This window comes from Terribacillus sp. DMT04 (assembly GCF_019056395.1).
Classification (GTDB): domain Bacteria; phylum Bacillota; class Bacilli; order Bacillales; family Amphibacillaceae; genus Terribacillus; species Terribacillus aidingensis_A.
The window spans coordinates 2,158,824-2,176,033 of record NZ_CP077639.1; the positions used below are offsets into that span (position 1 = coordinate 2,158,824).

The 17,210-nt window shown below is 43.1% G+C and carries 16 protein-coding genes; 2 read left to right on the top strand and 14 right to left on the bottom strand.

Features of this window, described 5'->3' with window-relative positions; translation table 11 throughout:
• The first annotated feature begins 300 nt into the window (after positions 1-300).
• The gene (locus tag KS242_RS11505; RefSeq protein WP_217321470.1) at positions 301-744 is read left to right on the top strand and encodes a YslB family protein; all 444 of its coding nucleotides are present in this window, start codon (positions 301-303) and stop codon (positions 742-744) included.
• Between the two features lie 33 nt (positions 745-777).
• On the opposite strand, the gene KS242_RS11510 is transcribed toward KS242_RS11505, so the two are convergent.
• The 8 genes from KS242_RS11510 to zapA all read right to left on the bottom strand — a co-directional run bounded on the left by KS242_RS11510 (position 778) and on the right by zapA (position 9,011).
• A complete protein-coding gene (locus KS242_RS11510; protein WP_217321471.1) occupies positions 778-1,260 on the bottom strand; it encodes a YxiJ-like family protein in 483 nt (160 codons plus the stop codon).
• A 47-nt stretch (positions 1,261-1,307) separates the two neighbouring features.
• Positions 1,308-3,113, bottom strand: coding sequence for an excinuclease ABC subunit UvrC (uvrC, locus tag KS242_RS11515; protein ID WP_217321472.1), 1,806 nt, complete (start codon positions 3,111-3,113; stop codon positions 1,308-1,310).
• A 79-nt stretch (positions 3,114-3,192) separates the two neighbouring features.
• Complete coding sequence (trxA, locus tag KS242_RS11520) at positions 3,193-3,507, bottom strand: thioredoxin (RefSeq protein WP_097041818.1); 315 nt, start codon at positions 3,505-3,507, stop codon at positions 3,193-3,195.
• Positions 3,508-3,606: 99 nt separating this feature from the next.
• Complete coding sequence (locus KS242_RS11525; RefSeq protein ID WP_217321473.1) at positions 3,607-4,011, bottom strand: DUF350 domain-containing protein; 405 nt, start codon at positions 4,009-4,011, stop codon at positions 3,607-3,609.
• Positions 4,012-4,032: 21 nt separating this feature from the next.
• Positions 4,033-6,375: an endonuclease MutS2 gene (locus tag KS242_RS11530; protein ID WP_217321474.1), complete on the bottom strand. Its 2,343-nt coding sequence runs from the start codon at positions 6,373-6,375 to the stop codon at positions 4,033-4,035.
• A gap of 22 nt (positions 6,376-6,397) precedes the next feature.
• The gene (polX, locus tag KS242_RS11535) at positions 6,398-8,113 is read right to left on the bottom strand and encodes a DNA polymerase/3'-5' exonuclease PolX (protein WP_217321475.1); all 1,716 of its coding nucleotides are present in this window, start codon (positions 8,111-8,113) and stop codon (positions 6,398-6,400) included.
• Positions 8,114-8,167: 54 nt separating this feature from the next.
• Positions 8,168-8,743, bottom strand: coding sequence for a CvpA family protein (locus KS242_RS11540; protein ID WP_217321476.1), 576 nt, complete (start codon positions 8,741-8,743; stop codon positions 8,168-8,170).
• Positions 8,736-9,011, bottom strand: coding sequence for a cell division protein ZapA (zapA, locus tag KS242_RS11545; protein ID WP_077308161.1), 276 nt, complete (start codon positions 9,009-9,011; stop codon positions 8,736-8,738). The genes KS242_RS11540 and zapA overlap by 8 nt, the downstream gene beginning before the upstream one ends.
• 118 nt (positions 9,012-9,129) lie before the next feature.
• Here zapA and rnhC point away from each other — a divergent pair, with 118 nt between their 5' ends.
• Complete coding sequence (rnhC, locus tag KS242_RS11550) at positions 9,130-10,071, top strand: ribonuclease HIII (protein ID WP_217321477.1); 942 nt, start codon at positions 9,130-9,132, stop codon at positions 10,069-10,071.
• Here the strand turns inward: rnhC and KS242_RS11555 are convergent.
• The 6 genes from KS242_RS11555 to pheS all read right to left on the bottom strand — a co-directional run bounded on the left by KS242_RS11555 (position 10,068) and on the right by pheS (position 17,053).
• Entirely contained in the window at positions 10,068-10,373 is a 306-nt protein-coding gene (locus KS242_RS11555; protein WP_217321478.1) for an HNH endonuclease, read from the bottom strand. The genes rnhC and KS242_RS11555 overlap by 4 nt on opposite strands.
• Before the next feature lie 55 nt (positions 10,374-10,428).
• Entirely contained in the window at positions 10,429-10,917 is a 489-nt protein-coding gene (locus KS242_RS11560; RefSeq protein WP_217321479.1) for a GNAT family N-acetyltransferase, read from the bottom strand.
• A 61-nt stretch (positions 10,918-10,978) separates the two neighbouring features.
• On the bottom strand, positions 10,979-11,158 hold the full coding sequence (locus KS242_RS11565; protein ID WP_217321480.1) for a hypothetical protein: 180 nt from the start codon (positions 11,156-11,158) through the stop codon (positions 10,979-10,981).
• 938 nt (positions 11,159-12,096) lie between these two features.
• On the bottom strand, positions 12,097-13,314 hold the full coding sequence (locus KS242_RS11570; protein ID WP_217321481.1) for an IS110 family RNA-guided transposase: 1,218 nt from the start codon (positions 13,312-13,314) through the stop codon (positions 12,097-12,099).
• 260 nt (positions 13,315-13,574) lie between these two features.
• Positions 13,575-16,001 carry a phenylalanine--tRNA ligase subunit beta gene (pheT, locus tag KS242_RS11575; RefSeq protein WP_217321482.1) on the bottom strand — a complete coding sequence of 809 codons (2,427 nt, stop codon included), beginning with the start codon at positions 15,999-16,001 and terminating at the stop codon, positions 13,575-13,577.
• Positions 16,002-16,018: 17 nt separating this feature from the next.
• On the bottom strand, positions 16,019-17,053 hold the full coding sequence (gene pheS / locus KS242_RS11580) for a phenylalanine--tRNA ligase subunit alpha (RefSeq protein ID WP_097041839.1): 1,035 nt from the start codon (positions 17,051-17,053) through the stop codon (positions 16,019-16,021).
• Positions 17,054-17,210 lie beyond the last annotated feature (157 nt).

Genomic DNA, 17,210 nt, shown 5'->3' on the forward strand with positions numbered 1-17,210 from the left:
TCTGAATTAACAGAATGATTGCGTTTTCATAACCAGTCAAAAATAACACCGATTGAAAACTTAAATCCGTTATTAACAATATTATTGTATAACTATCAAATTTAGGCGTCAAGAAAACGCTTAGAAAAAATTAATAAACAATTTTTTTATTTTGTTAAATTATGTCGAAGCAATTCGATTTTTGTCAGCTTTGTAAACATTCTTAATTCCGTCAAAAGACATTAGCGGTAAGTACTGATTTCATGTTAAAGTGAATACAGATAACTTGTAATTGCAACAAGGCGGGAAAGGAAGACATGCATGCAAAAAAGAATGCAAGAATTCGACAGAGATTATATGGAGCAGCTCATCACCCACGGAGCTGGTCATGATATATTGCGTTTTGTCAGTTTACCAGACTTATTAGGCGAGGATGCCTCCTCTATCCTTTATGTGCTCGGTAAGAAGCTGGCACGGAAAGTAAACCCGGCGTCCATGGAACAAATCGAGGATTTCTTTATTCAAATGGGCTGGGGCAACCTTAGTCTCGTCAAACAAAAGCGGCATGAAATGACATTCGAACTCTCCGGAGCTCCTGTTGTACATAGATGGAAAGTTGGTCTCGGGAAGGAATATCGCATGGAAGCAGGCTTCCTCGCTGCCAGCATCGAACAAATTAAAGAGCTTATGTGTGAAGTGGTAGACGAAAACGTTCCCAAACGTGAACATGTTCAGTTTCATGTATATTTTGCTAAAGAAAGTTAATGTTGCAGATCTGATAAAGACGTGTGAATATTCTCACACGTCTTTTTTGTTTATTTTTATTCTTTTTAATTCTTTTTCAAGGCTCATGCAGCCGCGTGTCTTTTGATGACATAAGAATAAGACGTAAAAACGGGCCAGCTCAAACGTTTTATATTCACGATAAAATACAGGATACTTTTTAACATAACTGTTATCTTGAAGGATCCATTCTGGATGACGTGAAAAGAAGTTTTGGCTGCACCACGCAATCAAAGTTCTGCTAGGAAGCTTGCCTCTGCATACATGGTAGACGGCAGCGGCAATATCCATCCAATATGTATTCCAATCTGCTCCGTCCAGCATGTCTGCTCTTGGATGGTCTGCAATCAAATGCTTCAAATCCTCATAAGGGAAAGAATCCCGCAGAGGCAGGGATAACATTTCCTTCATGGTTCTAGTCCAGTTTTCTTGTACAACTGCTTGTTTAAGCTGCTGATAGTACGCGGTTGGCATTACACTATATTTTCCTTCTTTCATAATACTCCTATCCCTAAAAAAATAGACCAGGCCATCATAAGCCTAGTCTATTCTTGTTCATCCTCTGCTTCACTTTCAACAGGGTTATTCAAATGATTCAAAATAACTTGCGCAGTTGGTGCTGGTATGCCAAGCTTGCTAATTTCTTCGACGGAAGCTTCCTGGATAGCTGGTACTGATTTGAAATGGCGCATAAGCAGTCTTCTGCGCTTCTCCCCTACGCCAGGAATATCATCCAGCTTGGATTTAATCGCACTCTTGCCGCGAAGCTGTCGGTGGAAGCTGATGGCAAAGCGATGAACTTCATCCTGTATCCGCTGCACCAAATAGAAATCTTGTGCATTTCGGTCAAACTGAACGACTTCTGGCGGTGTGCCGTAAAGCAATTCACTCGTTCGGTGCTTGTCATCCTTCGCAAGACCGCAAACCGGGATATCTAATCCAAGTTCATCCTCCAGTACTTCCAAGGCAGCGCTCATTTGGCCTTTTCCGCCGTCAATGACAATTAAGTCAGGCAGCGGCAGGTTATCCTGCAATACACGCTTATAGCGGCGTCTGATGACTTCCCGCATCGTATCGTAATCATCCGGCCCTTTTACATCACGTACTTTGTACTTTCGATATTCTTTTTTATCAGGACGTCCATCAGTGAAAACGATCATCGCTGATACTGGGTCGGTTCCTTGAATATTCGAGTTATCAAAAGCTTCAATGCGGTGCGGTGTTTCGATATGCAGCTTTTCTCCGAGTGACTCTACTGCTTTGATTGTTCGGTCTTCATCACGCTCAATAAGTGAGAATTTTTCTTTAATAGCGATTTTCGCATTTTTTCTGGCAAGCTCCACTAATTCTTTTTTCCGGCCTCGGAATGGGATGGCAACATCGGTATCTAGTAGCTGCTGCAACCCTTCTACGTTTGTGCCAATTGGTACGAGCACCTGTTTTGGCATCAAATGGTTTTGATGTAAATAGAAACGTCCGACAAAGGTAAGGAATGTTTCTTCGGGTTCATCAAAGAATGGGAACATGCTGACATCACGTTCAATCAGCTTGCCTTGGCGGATAAAGAATACTTGCACACACATCCAGCCTTTGTCATAAGCAAAGCCGAAAACATCTCTGTCTGTCTGATCCGTCAATGTCATCTTCTGCTGCTCCATGACAGATTCAATATGCTGAATTTGGTCACGCAATTCTTTTGCCCGCTCAAAATCAAGTTCTTCAGACGCTTCCTGCATTCTTTGCTGCAAATCCTTCTTAATTTGATGGTGTCCGCCATTTAAGAAGGTCGTAATATTTTGTACGATATTACGGTTTGTTTCCTGAGAGACAGGATATACGCAAGGACCAAGGCATTGGTGCATATGGTAATACAAGCAAACGCGGTCCGGCATCGTATTGCATTTACGCAGCGGGTAAAGCCTGTCCAGCAGTTTCTTCGTTTCCCTGGCTGCGATGACGTTCGGGTACGGCCCAAAGTATTTGCCTTTATCTTTTTTCACTTTTCGTGTCACCAGCAAGCGCGGCTGTTCTTCTGCTGTGATTTTTAAATAGGGATATGTCTTATCATCCTTTAGCAGGATGTTATATTTGGGATCGTATTTTTTAATTAAATTCATTTCTAAAATGAGTGCTTCGATTTCGGAGGAAGTGACAATATATTCGAAATCGACAATCTCTGTGACAAGCCGCTGTGTTTTGCGGTCGTGAGCACCAGTAAAATAGGAGCGCACGCGGTTGCGGAGTGTCTTCGATTTTCCAACATAGATGACTGTCCCATTTTTATCTTTCATCAAATAACAGCCAGGCTGCGGCGGCAGAACAGCGAGTTTATCTGTAATCGTCTTGTTCATTCGCTTTCCCCTCTATACAATTCTTTACATAAAGGAACCCTTGCTACAGAAAGTAACAAGGGATCCAATTCATGATTGCTTACGCGTGTTTGTTTACTAGCTCAACAAGAGCTTCTTTTGGCTGGTAGCCAATTACTTGGTCTACAACTTCGCCATCTTTGAAAAGAAGCAAAGTCGGGATGCTCATTACGCCGAATTTACCAGCAGTTGCTTGGTTTTCATCAACGTCAAGTTTTACGATTTTGACTTTATCGCTCATTTCGCCATCGATTTCTTCCAATACTGGAGCGATCATTTTACAAGGGCCGCACCAAGTTGCCCAAAAGTCAGCAAGGACAAGTCCTTGACCAGTTTCTGTACTAAAGTTTGAATCCGTTGCATTTACAATTGCCATTGTCTATTCCTCCTAAATAAAGCTTTCACCAGAGTATAGCACTGCTGAAGTCCGGAACGCTACTAGTTTGCTTATAAGGCTCCATTCCTAAACATTGTACTAAATACTTGCTCCTATAACATAAGACAATCCTACGGAAATAACAAGCGATATAAACCCAACTGCGCGATTATCATTTGCAATTTCTGTATCAATCTTGTAAGTCGGCGTAAGGAACTCAAAGATAAAATAACCGATCAGCAGCATGACGAAGCCGACAGAACTCCATACGATACTCTCTAAAATACCATCATTATGTTCATAAGAATAACGAAGCACATTCGCAACTCCGAACATCTTTCCTCCTGTCGCCAACGCTACTGATAAGTTTCCTCGTCTGATTTCTTCCCAGTTTTTATAAGAAGTAACCAGCTCGAAAATAGCCATAAATACAATAATGCTCAATACCGCCACACTGTAGCGAGCAGCTGTCAGGACAAACGTATTTTCCCAAAATGACTCCATAACTTCGAATTCCCCCGGTCGTTACTGAAATTCCAGCACGGTAACACCAGTTCCGCCTTCACTCATACCGCCGGAGCGATGATTTTTTACGGCACGATGACGCTTGGCAAATTCCTGCACACCTGTCCGCAATGCGCCTGTTCCTTTACCGTGGATAATCGAGACTTGCGGATAACCCGCTAATAGTGCATCATCCACATATTTCTCTACGCGGCGCAGTGCATCTTCATATCGTTCTCCGCGCAAATCCAGCTCTGTGCTTACATGATAGGCGGAGCCTTTTACAGTGGCTACCGGCTTTTCTTTTAATGTATCTTGTCTCTTTACGAATTCAATGTCTTTTCGTTTCGCTTTTATTTTCATAATTCCAATTTGGAGTAAATATTCTTTGTCGCTGACCTTCTCAACAACTGTTCCTTTTTGACCGAGCGTAAGCAGAAGTACTTCATCACCAGGCATAAGCTGCTGCGATTCCTTCGATTTTGGCGCAGCTTTTGCGCCTTTTTTAGCAAGCTCCGGTGAAGCATCCTCCAGCCGTTTGCGTGCTTCAATAATTTCATGTTCTTTTACGCTTGCTTGATTTTTCATCGTACGAAGCGAGCCGACAATTTCTTCTGCTTCTTCCCGTGCTTTCTCTACCGCTTTAGCAGCTTTTTCTTCTGCTTTTTGGTAAAGGCGTTCCCGCTTGGCGTCAAACTCCTGCCATTGCTTCTCCAGATCCTGCTTCAGTGCTTCTGCTTCTTCAAGCTGTATCCTGGCAGTTTCATAATCCTGTTCTGCTTGACGGCGAGAAGTCTCTAAGGAAGCAATCATATTTTCCACACTCTTCGAATCAGTACCAATCAGTTCTTTTGCACTGTCGATGACAGACTCTTTCAAGCCGAGACGGCGTGATATTTCAAAGGCATTACTGCGTCCTGGAACGCCAATTAAGAGACGATACGTTGGCTTTAGCGTTTCTACATCAAATTCCACGCTGGCGTTCACAACACGCTCTCGGTTAAATCCATATGCCTTCAGCTCCGGATAATGGGTTGTCGCTACAACGGACGCACCGCGCTTGATTGTTTCATCCAGAATACTCATTGCTAATGCGGCACCTTCCTGAGGATCAGTTCCGGCGCCAAGTTCATCGAACAAAACAAGTGATTGATGATCGACTTGCTGCAAAATATCCACGATGTTCACCATATGCGAACTGAATGTACTCAAGCTTTGTTCGATAGACTGTTCATCGCCGATATCTGCAAACACATCAGTAAAAACAGCCATCTCACCGCCATCAAGTGCCGGCACTTGCAAACCAGACTGCGCCATAAGTGTGCAAAGGCCGATTGTCTTGATGGTGACCGTTTTACCGCCGGTATTAGGCCCGGTGATTACAATGGTGGAATATTCTTCTCCAAGGTCAATATCATTTGCTACCACTTCGTCTGGATCGATGAGCGGATGTCTTGCCTGCTTCAAGTGGATAATGCCTTGATCGTTCATCTTCGGCATAGAACAGCGCATCACCGCGCCCAGCTTTGCTCGAGCTGCAATAAAGTCAATCTGGCCTAGAATGTCAATATTCGCAAGCAAGATCGCTTCGTCTTCAGCAACTCGCATACTAATCTCTTTTAAAATGCGTTCGACTTCTGCTTTTTCCTGTGCTCGTGCTTCCTGCAGCTGGTTATTCATATCTACAACTGCTTGCGGCTCCATAAACAATGTCTGGCCAGAGGAAGACTGGTCATGTACAATACCGCCGATTGCTCCGCGATATTCTTGTTTAACCGGCAGTACATAGCGGTCATTTCGAATTGTAATAATAGAATCGGATAACATCTTGCTTTTTGAACGGGTATAAGACTCTAATTTTTCTCTTACTCTGCTTTCATTCGTGCGGATTTTAGTACGGATTCCGCGCAGACGGTCCGATGCGCCATCCATGACACGACCATGATCATCAATGGCGTTTTTGATATGGCGTTCCAGATCGCTTAACGAAATAAGCTGTTCAACAAGTGCCCGAATAATCGGTAGTTCAAGGTCTTCCAATTCTTCTACAAAATGTTTCAGATTTTTTCCGCCATAAATCGTACTTGCAATATCCAAACACTCATTGGCATTTAAAATGCCGCCGATTACCGCTCGCTTCACGCTAGCACCGATATCATGAATTCCGCCGAGTGGAACTCCTCCTCGAAGACGGATAATAGATGCCGCTTCATCCGTTTCCGCTTGCAGCTGCTCAACTGCTTCTAATTCGGTTGCTGGCTGGATTTGCATCGTTCTTTTTTTGCCAAGTGAAGATGCAGCTTGTTCACTCAGCATTTGGATGATCTTATCGAATTCCAATACGCGGAATATTCGTTTGTTCATTTTTTCCCCTCACTTTTAGCAGTTAGTTGCGCTGAAAAAGCTCCATCAACTGTTGCTTCGACCATGTGTTGATGACTGTCTCCGGTTTAAGCCAGCCTTTTCGGGCCATAGCGACTCCTACTTCCATAAAAGATAGAGTCGCATAGCTGTGGGCATCGGTATTGACAGCAATCTTGACACCGAGCTCCTGCGCTTTCTTTAAGTACGTCCATGACAAGTCCAGTCGGTTTGGATTGGCATTCAATTCAATAACTGTTCCTGTTTCTGCCGCTTTCTCTAACAGCCAATCCGGATCGGCCGCGTAACCGGCTCTTCTGCCGATAAGACGGCCTGTTGGATGAGCTATTACATTAACATTCGGATGTTCCAGTGCTGCTGTCAAACGATCCTTTATTTGATCAGCTGATTGTGAAAAGCTGGAATGAATTGCACCGATAACGTAATCCATCTCTTGCATAAATGCATCATCAAAGTCTAAGCGGGCGTCTGGCAGAATATCCATTTCCACGCCGGCAAAAATATGAAAGTCAGGGAACAAAGCGTTGACACGCTCAATTTCTTCCCGCTGTTTTCGAAGCCGCTTCTCATCCAATCCGTTTGCCACTTTCAAATATTTCGAGTGATCGGTAATGGCGATATAAGAATAACCTAGTTCGATTGCTTGCTTTGCCATTTGTTCAATTGACTGCGCACCATCACTCCATGTAGAGTGCATGTGCAAATCGCCTTGAATATCGGAAAGCTGAATGAGCGGCATTTCTTGTTTGAAGCTGTCTAACTCGCCGTGTGCTTCCCGAATTTCAGGAGGTATAAAAGTTAAATCAAAGTGCTGGAAAAAGTCCTTTTCTGTTTGGAATGTTGTCAGTTCACTTGTTTCCACATTCTCCACACCATATTCACTAATCCGCTCGCCGCGTTTTTTGGCCAGCTGGCGAAGCGCGACGTTGTGGTCAGCAGAACCAGTAAAGTGATGTAATGTCGTCGCAAAAGCTTCTGGTTCGATTAATCGGAAATCGACGTTAATGTCATAACCTTCTTCTAATGTGACGGATACTTTTGTTTCTCCATTGGCAATAACTTCTTTTAAATTCTCAATCGTCAGCAGCTGTTCTTGGACTTGTTTAGGCTCATTGGTTGCGATAATAAAGTCCAAATCTTTCACCGTTTCCTGCATGCGGCGCAAGCTCCCTGCCCGGGCATAGCGCTCAATACCATCCAGGCTTTCTAAAAATGCTTCAATTCGTTCTGCTAATGGCAGCATCATCGCAATTGGAATACGCTCTGGTCTGGAACCGACATTTGCTAAGCCGTCGAGAATCTTTTCAGCAGACTTCTTGCCAAAACCGCTTAGTGTTGCAACTTTTCCTGATTCTACTGCTGTTTTCAACGATGCTCCGTCCACTACGCCAAGCTCCTGGTAAAGCTTGGCCAGTTTCTTCCCGCCTAATCCTGGCAAATCAAGCAGCGGCACAAGGCCTTCTGGCACTTCCTCCTGCAGCTGTCGAAGTGTATCAGACTCTTCGTTTTGAATATATTCTTCTATCACAGCAGCCGTACCTTTGCCGATACCGTTTAGTGCTGTAAAGTCCGTAATCTCATCTAGTGACTGATCATTTGTTTCCAGCGCATTCGCAGCTTTTCGGTATGCGGATACCTTGAATGTATTTTCCCCTTTTAGTTCAAGATAAATTGCAATTGTCTCTAATAGTTTAACAACGTCCTTTTTGTTAATAGCCATGTGTCTCATCCTTTCGACCAAGGTAGAAAACCCTTGCGCACGATGCCGCAAGGGTTAGTTATTCCATCCCATCATTTCGCTGGGTAATTTATTTGCAACATGATTCAGCCATAAATCTTTAATTTCACCAGATATATATGGTGTATGCTCTACTATCCAAGCTGCGAGTATCGACTTATCCAGTGCTTCCTGAATTGGTGTAATCGGCAGCAATACGGAGAGATATAGAATGACGAATACAATTAAATATATCTCGATGAAGCCGAGCGCGCCGCCAAGAAGTTTGTTGACAGAACGTAAGATCGGCAAATCGGCGATAAAATCAAGCATCGAACCGATAATGTGTAAAACAATTTTTGTTGCGAAAAAGAGAATCGCAAACGCAATGGCGTTATAAAACACTTGATCTAAGGGCACAGCTCCAAATATATCAGACCATGTACTGTCTGATGACACATCCGGATACGGAATCCATAATTCCAATTTCGGAGCCAGTTGATCATAATAAATAGCAGCAACTATAAATGACACAATAAAGCTTGCCAAATGGAACAGCTGCATAATGAAGCCTCGCTTCAGGCCGACGAGAACGCCAAACAGAAGCAACGCGATAATGAGTAAATCAATCATTGTCCTTGCTTGCCTCTTTCCTTGTAATAGAACCTAGCAATTGTGCATAGTCTTCTTTTAGTTTCAAATAATCATTTGTCGTATTTACAGCCGTTAGTACGGCTAATTTCGCTGTATCAAGATTCGGATTCGCAGCAGAGATCTCCGACATCTTCTGGTCGACTAGGCTCGCCACCATGCGCATGCGATGGGCTGGCTCTTGGCCTACAATTGTATAGGATCGGTTATGTATTTCTACCGTAACACGTGTTTTATCTGACTGGGACACGTTATCCCCCCTCACTTCTCTTATAATACTAAACCTTATAGTAACATGAAGGTGCCATTTTAGGAAACAATTCAATATAGCTTTATCGGCATGCTATACTGGGTGTCAGATTGGAGAGATGAACGTGGGACAAATCGTATTGCAAGTAACAATGGACAAAATCCAGGAAATGAAAACAACCTACAGCCAAACAGCAAAAGCAGCACCACCCGGAGCTGTATTTGCCGCCAAAACACCTAGCTGCAGTATCACTGCCTATAAATCCGGCAAAGTGCTGTTCCAAGGCAAAGCTCCGGAAACAGAGGCAGATAAATGGGGAACTGCTCCAGCAGCTTCTAAAAGCACCAGCTCCTCAAAACCAAGTGTGAATGATCATAAGTATGCGCCAGATCCTTCTTTATTTACCGCCTCTCACATCGGCTCAGATGAAGCAGGTACAGGTGATTTCTTTGGCCCAATCACTGTTGCGAGTGCGTATGTAGATAAAAGCCAAGTTGCACTGCTGAAAGAGCTGGGTGTAAAAGATTCTAAACTGTTAAAGGATGATGCAATCCAGCGTATTGCAAAGGATCTTATGCACGCAGAGATGCCTTACTCTCTCTTAGTGATGCGCAATGAAAAATACAATCAGCTGCAGCAGCGCGGCTGGTCGCAAGGCAAGATGAAAACGATGATGCACCATCATGCCATCCAAAAGCTAGTTGCGAAGATTGCCCCGATTAAGCCAGAGGGCATTCTGATTGACCAGTTTCAGCTGCCGTCCACTTATATAAAGCATCTTGCTTCTGAAGGAGAAAAGCTGCAGCCAGACGTGAGCTTTATGACGAAAGCGGAAAGCTATTCTCTTGCAGTAGCAGCAGCTTCGATTATCTCCCGAGCGAGCTTCTTAAAAGAGATGGACAAGCTTTCCAAGCAGGCAGGTTTTACGATTCCGAAAGGCGCCAGTGCAGCTGTTGATCAAGCAGCTGGCCGACTTATCCGAAGCAAAGGACGCCAAGCGCTTCCTGTATTCACGAAAATGCATTTTGCAAATAGCGCCAAAGCCGAAAAGTACGTCTAACGTCCATATTTTCGCCGACTATTTGATTTCCTGGTCCGCACGAGCCTGCCAGCAGGCTGCTTGCGGATCCATTTTATATACTTGGACAATTTTTCATCTGACCGCAGCGCTTCGATCGTACCAAGCCGTCCTGCCAGCTCCTCATTGGTATACAATGCATGGATTTGTTTGTGACACGGAATGCAAATCATCGCTGTATTTAGAAATGTACCGCCCATTTCCTTTGGTATAAGATGATGTTCTGTTAACGTAACCTCATCTCGGCCGCACAGCTCGCATCTGCCAATATGCTGTTTTGCCACATTCATCCCCTCACTTAGTACCAGTATAGACAGTAATCTCCGCTTTTAACGTACATTAGTCTATTTCCCGATAATACCGCAGCGACACTTGTGATTCGCCTGTTTCCGTCAGATTGACTTTCTTGCCCCGCAGATGGAAGCCTCTTGCTTCATAAAAAGGAATGCCTAACATATTGCCTGCTTGTACGGATACCCATTGTTCTGAAGCACCTTGCTGCTTTTGATCCTTTGTCAATGCCTCCAGCAGCAGCTTTCCAGCACCCTTATAACGCGCCGATTCATCGACATACAACACAAACACTTCCCCAGTCGCTTGTCCTGTCATTGCCCCTCCAATGACGCCAATCACTTGTCCAGCTTGCATTGCCACAGAATGATAACCTCCGGATTGGATTTCTTCTTTTACTCGATCAAGGTTATACCAATATTCGACATTTTGCCGCTGAAACTGCTCACTAAGCTGCCCAGCAACCGTTTGCCGCCACCCTTTGGAACAGATGGCTGCTATTGCTTCTGCGTGTTTTAGTTCTGGTTTTTTGATCATTTCCGCTCTCCTTTTTATTAAGAAAGAACCAACACCAAGGTGCTGATCCTTCTAACCATAATTACTGCTCTGTTTCTTTTTTCGATTTGAATTTGCTTATTAAGAATACTGCAATGTTTAACCCGATAAAGACTAACATTCCGTAACCAATCGCATTGCTCACAATGGTTGCATAGACAGTAAATGATAGGAAGAGTACGAAACAGGCAAGGTATAATATATTTCGCATTGTAAATTGCAAACAATCACCCCTAGTCAACTAATAAATTAATTACATCATTTAATTGTTAAATTATAACATAAATTACATCTATAGTTTAAAATAGAGGTAGTAAGCGACCTTTTTATTAGCTTACAAGGATAAACTATAATCGATAAAAAGTGCTTTTGTGGCTTTCACTTTCTTGACTTTATTGTTCGTAGTCAATCTCATCCCTTTTTTGATTTATTACAAACAATATAGAGCGCTTAGTAAAAATAATGCAAATGATAATGCATATGACGCATTAGTTGAACGCATGTCGAAAGCAGATAATTTTATTTTACCTATCATGCTGGTTTTAGTTGCTTTCATTTATTTTACACAATAAAAAATGAACCTGATTTTATCTCAGATTCATCTTTTTATTTGAGAATTCCTCCTCACAAACTTGCATTAAAAAAGAAAGAAACTCAGACAAAACAAGATTAATTCATCCTAAAAAGCGAACGATTACTAGATCCATACTTTTTCATGCAGCCCTCTGACAGCTGCTGTCTTTAGCTGTTTCGTCGGACAATAATGGCTTTTACAGTAAACACCGACAAGAAAATAGCTACTAATTTTCGAGGAGTCTACGTCTTCTACCTTCTCCACGAGTGAAGACTTCTCATAACAAAAATCAGCGTAGGAAATACACGGAGACTCACCAGCCGCCCACAGGAAAGCGGAGTGTATTTCCGAAGCGGTGCTCTCACCTTAATTTCCAATGCAAAAAATCCAAACAACGCTGCTGTAATTGCAGTATTGTTTGGATTTTTTAAATAGCTTAAACAGTTTTGTCTCAGCCTTATCTTCCTACGTTTAGTCAAGTACTTATTCATAGCTTTTTAATATAGGTTATAGCCTTTTTTGGGTATAGGAAATAAACCTCGTTGTATTTATTTTTAAAACGAGGGAGAATTCGTGATACAATGAAGTTAGTGGTCCATAGAGACCGTGTACGAGTAATCGTACAATGTATTATTCTTGATCATGGAATAAATACATTTGAGAAGCTTGTTCATGCAAGCTACGGTGGCAACCTTATCCTTCTTGGGTACAGGTTGCTTTTTTAGTTTGTAATAATAGTCGACAATGTGATTGGGAGCTGCTTTTTGTTGGCGGATCATGTTTCGGACAATGAAGTATAATATTTTTCTTCCCTTAGGGTTTCCTCGTTTATTAATGTGATCTTGGCCATGATACTTTCCAGATTGATATCTTCGGATATCAATTCCTACAAAAGCGTTGACTTTCTTATGATCTGGGAAGCGAGACAAGTCACCAAATTCACCGATAAAAAGCGCTGCGCTAATTTCTCCAATTCCTGGAAGGCTGGTTAGTAACTCGAACTCAGGCAGTTTTTTTGAACCATCAATCATTTGATTAGAAATTTTCTCTTTTTCCTCTAATAGTTGAAGTAGCTGGAGCGCATAGTACTGCACTTTTTGGGTTTGAATACTATCTGGAGATACTGCAGGATAGGATTCTTTGGCATAATCTATTATTTGAACAGCCTTTTGTTTTGCACGATTTTCGGAAATTTTCTTAGTGGTACTTCTAATCAATAGATTTTTTATCTTGGTCTGGCTCGATTTCAAAACAAGCACAGGATGAGGGAACAAACTGATAAGTGTTAAGGCATAAGGTGTAATCCTGCTTGAGAAGAATTGTTCCAGCTCCGGAAAACTTAATTGAAGGGCATGGTGCAGATACATACGCATACGCTTTATCTCACCCTCTATTTCTTGATAGAAACGCGCAAAATCACGGAGTCGATGATAAAGGTCGGGCTGTTGAACTTTTTCTTCCCTGGAGTGCAGGTGGTGAGCTTGCGCTAATTTATGCGCATCATTTTTGTCTGTTTTCCAGCTTCGGAGAGTAGCCATTTCGAGCTGTTTTTTAGCCGCAAGGGGATTCAACAGACAATAACGTAACTGATTCTTTTGACAGAAGGTTTCCACTGGTTTCGAATAAATGCCGGTGGATTCAAACACAAGAACCGGGTCACCAGGGAGATTCCGGATTTCCTCAAGTAAGGTGTTAAAGCCTGTCTGCGTGTGTCTTAGTTCCCCTTCAGCTAAACAGATTTCACCCTGATAAATGACTTTATAGCTTTTCCCCATTGATACATCTAAAGCAATTACATACTCCAATTTATATCTCCTCTCACGTGTTTTGAAAGGTCTTCACTTTTTCATTTCGATTCCAATTTCCTATACACGAGCTCCATTGGCCCCAACATACTTAAATCTGATTCAGAAATGAAAGTGAAGAAGCTCGGTTTTAAATTCGGATTCAAGATCCCAGAGGCTGATCGAGCTTTCTTTCACCTCTCACTATACTCCTAAAAAGAAAAATAGTGGGCAAAGTCATCCGTCGATGACCTTACCCACTAATCTTAGTATGTTTTATATTAACTTCTCAATTCCGCACCATGCGCTGCTTTCACAGCTTCCTTAATGCTGTTATAAGATGCTTCTACTTCTTCATCTGTTAGTGTGCGTGTTGGGTCTTGGTACAGCACAGTATAAGCAATGGACTTCTTGCCAGCTTCCATGTGCTCGCCTTGGTATACATCAAAGATTTGCACTTGCTGCACTAGCTCACCACCTGCTTCTTTGATCGTCCGCTGAATGTCGCCAGCATGTGCTGTTTCATCAACAACAAGCGCGATATCACGCGTGACAGACGGGTGACGCGGTACTGTGCGGAAGCTTGGTTCTTCTTTATACTGATCCATCAAATAAGCCACGTCTAAATCGAATACATATGTTTCTTTCAAATCGTACGCTTTTTGTACGGTTGGGTGCAATTGTCCTACCACACCAACTGTGCGGCCGTTATGGGAAACCGTTGCTGTACGTCCAGGATGATAGCCCTCTACTTGTGCCTGCTGGAAAACAGGTTCAAGGTCAAGCTGTGCGAAGATGCCTTCAACTATTCCTTTTACAACATAGAAATCAACTGGCTTCTTCTCTTGCTGCCATGGCTGCTCCATCCACGTACCAGTAATTGCACCTGCAAGACGGGCCGTTTCTTTAGGCTGCTCTGTCGTTTGCTCTTCTTCTGAAAGGAAAACACGACCAAATTCAAAGTAGCCTAAGTTATCTTGTTTACGTGCCACATTATAAGACAGTGTGTCAACAAGTTCTGGAAGCAAGCTAATGCGCAGGTGACTGTGATCTTCACTCATCGGCATTTTTAATGCAACAGCGTGTACGCTTTTCTCTTTTACTTCTGGGCTGACAAGCATTTCTGTGCGTGCTTTGCTCGTTAGCGAGTAAGTGATTGTTTCCATCAAGCCAGCACCTTGCAAATACTGTTTTAGCTGACGTTTTAAATATTGCTTTGTAGTCAGTTTACCAGCAAACGCTTCTCCTTCTGGCAGCGTGTAAGGAATATTATCATATCCGTAGATACGAGCAATTTCCTCGAGCATGTCTTCAAACAAGCTGATGTCGCCGCGTCTTGTTGGGATAAAAACCGTGAATTGGCTCTTATCTTGTTCAAAACGGAACTGCAATCTAGTCAAAATCGATGCGATTTCATCATCAGAGATTGTAGTACCTAAACGTGCGTTTACGCTTGTCGTATCTAGCTCGACTTTTTTCTCTTGGCGATCTAATTCGTCGAATTCAACAACACCTTCGGCAACCGTTCCGCCAGCGTATTCTGCTAGTAAGCGAGCAGCATAAGCGCCTGCTTTTTTGACACGATTTGGATCAATGCCTTTTTCGTAGCGCGAGCTCGCTTCACTGCGTAAGTTATGATGCTTGCTGGAGCGGCGGATTGCACGGGAATCAAAGTAAGCTGCTTCCAGCAATACAGTTGTCGTTTGATTAGAAACTTCAGAGTTAGCGCCGCCCATCACACCTGCAAGCGCAATCGGCTCCTTGCCGTTTGTGATAACTAGCTCATCACCTTTTAGTGTGCGTTTTTGATCATCCAGAGTTTGCATTGTTTCGCCTTCGTTCGCAGTTCGGACAACAATTTCTTTTGTTGCCACTTTGTCATAATCAAAAGCATGCAGCGGCTGTCCGTAAACAAGCAGCACATAGTTTGTAATGTCGACAACGTTATTGATCGGGCGAATGCCTGCTGCCATTAAGTAATTGCGCATCCAAAGCGGAGATGGTGCAATCTTTACGTTTTCAATTACATAAGCGCCATAATAAGGATTAAGCTCAGCATCTTCTACTTTCACTTGTACAAAATCTGCTGCCTTGCTGTCGCTTGTCGCATACGCTTCCTCCGGCAAGTTAACTTCCTTATTCAGGATTGCCGCTACTTCGTAAGCAACACCAAACATGCTCATCGCATCAGCACGGTTAGGTGTCAAACCAAGCTCCAGAATCACATCATCTAAGTTAAGCAGTTCTGCAACAGGAGTTCCAACTTCCGCATCTTCAGGGAAAACAAAAATGCCTTCTGCGAATTCTTTTGGTACAAATTTCTCATCAATTCCTAGTTCTTGAAGCGAGCAAACCATTCCGTGCGATTCGACGCCGCGCAGTTTTGCTTTTTTGATCTTCATGCCGCCAGGAAGACGTGCACCCGGAAGTGCGGCTGCGATTTTCTGCCCTTGTGCAATATTCGGTGCACCACAAATGATTTGGTAAGTTTCTGAACCAACATTGATTTGACAAAGATTTAATTTGTCTGCATTTGGATGTTGTTCGCAGCTTTCCACATAGCCGACTACTACGTTCGTGCTTTCTGGAGCAACGCGCTCAATGCCTTCTACTTCAATACCGGAGCGCGTAATTCTTTCTGCTAGCTCCTCCGGTGTAATGTTATCTATATTTACATATTGTTTCAGCCAATTTAAAGATACAAACATCGTTATCTAACCTCCCGTTATGCCTTATGGTATTGCGATAGGAATCGTACATCATTCGTATAGAAGTGACGGATATCGTCAACGCCGTATTTAAGCATTGCGATACGCTCGACACCCATACCGAATGCGAAACCAGAGTATTCTTCTGGATCATAACCGCTCATCCGAAGAACATTGGAATGTACCATGCCGGCACCAAGGATTTCAATCCAGCCAGTGTGCTTGCAGACATTACAGCCTTTACCGTCACAAACTTTACACGTCACATCAACCTCTACAGATGGCTCTGTAAATGGGAAGAAACTTGGACGCAAGCGGATTTCACGGTCAGCACCAAACAATTTACGAGAGAATTCAAGCAGTACGCCCTTCAAATCGCTCATGCGAACATTCTTATCAATTAGCAGTCCTTCAATTTGAGTGAATTGATGAGAATGTGTCGCATCATCACTATCACGGCGGTATACAATACCTGGGCAGATCATCTTAATTGCCTTGTCGCCATTGTATTCCCGCATAGTACGCGCCTGCACTGGTGATGTTTGTGTACGTAAAAGCAGATGATCTGTAATATAAAATGTATCTTGCATATCACGTGCTGGGTGATCTTGCGGCAAGTTCAATGCTTCAAAGTTGAAATAGTCCGTTTCTACTTCTGGTCCTTCTTTAATTTCAAAGCCCATTCCAAGGAACAGATCCTCTACTTCTTCAATGATGCTCGTAAGCAAGTGCGGGCCGCCTGTTTTAACTGGACGTCCAGGCAGCGTCACGTCAATCGCTTCTTTTTGCAGCTGTTCATTTAATGCTGCTTCTTCGAGCAAGTTCTTTTTATTATCCAATGCTGTTGCAATGGCTTCGCGAACTTTGTTTGCCAATTCGCCGATTACCGGGCGTTCTTCTGGAGACAGTTTCCCCATTCCGCGCAGTACTTCTGTGATTGGTCCTTTTTTACCTAAGTAAGCAACACGCACGTCCTGCAAAGCTTGCAGGTTATCAGCTTGCTGTACTTTCTCGATGGCTTCTGCTTGTAGTGCTTCGAGTTTTTCTCTCATGCTTTTGCCTCCTATGATTTTGAGCATAAAAAAAGCCCCTCCCTCCGAAAAGGGACGAGCTTTCATTCGCGGTACCACCCTTGTTGGTATACACTTGTACACCCAACTTGAAGCTTGATAACGGATCTTGCATCCGGATACGCCTTTACTTGTCAAA

Coding starts and splice junctions, on each gene's coding strand:
- KS242_RS11540 (WP_217321476.1), bottom strand. CDS start 8,743: ATGATTGATTTACTCATTATCGCGTTGCTTCTGTTTGGCGTTCTCGTC.
- KS242_RS11560 (WP_217321479.1), bottom strand. CDS start 10,917: ATGATCAAAAAACCAGAACTAAAACACGCAGAAGCAATAGCAGCCATC.
- KS242_RS11510 (WP_217321471.1), bottom strand. CDS start 1,260: ATGAAAGAAGGAAAATATAGTGTAATGCCAACCGCGTACTATCAGCAG.
- KS242_RS11525 (WP_217321473.1), bottom strand. CDS start 4,011: ATGGAGTCATTTTGGGAAAATACGTTTGTCCTGACAGCTGCTCGCTAC.
- trxA (WP_097041818.1), bottom strand. CDS start 3,507: ATGGCAATTGTAAATGCAACGGATTCAAACTTTAGTACAGAAACTGGT.
- KS242_RS11530 (WP_217321474.1), bottom strand. CDS start 6,375: ATGAACAAACGAATATTCCGCGTATTGGAATTCGATAAGATCATCCAA.
- pheS (WP_097041839.1), bottom strand. CDS start 17,053: ATGAGAGAAAAACTCGAAGCACTACAAGCAGAAGCCATCGAGAAAGTA.
- uvrC (WP_217321472.1), bottom strand. CDS start 3,113: ATGAACAAGACGATTACAGATAAACTCGCTGTTCTGCCGCCGCAGCCT.
- rnhC (WP_217321477.1), top strand. CDS start 9,130: ATGAACGTGGGACAAATCGTATTGCAAGTAACAATGGACAAAATCCAG.
- pheT (WP_217321482.1), bottom strand. CDS start 16,001: ATGTTTGTATCTTTAAATTGGCTGAAACAATATGTAAATATAGATAAC.
- polX (WP_217321475.1), bottom strand. CDS start 8,113: ATGGCTATTAACAAAAAGGACGTTGTTAAACTATTAGAGACAATTGCA.
- KS242_RS11505 (WP_217321470.1), top strand. CDS start 301: ATGCAAAAAAGAATGCAAGAATTCGACAGAGATTATATGGAGCAGCTC.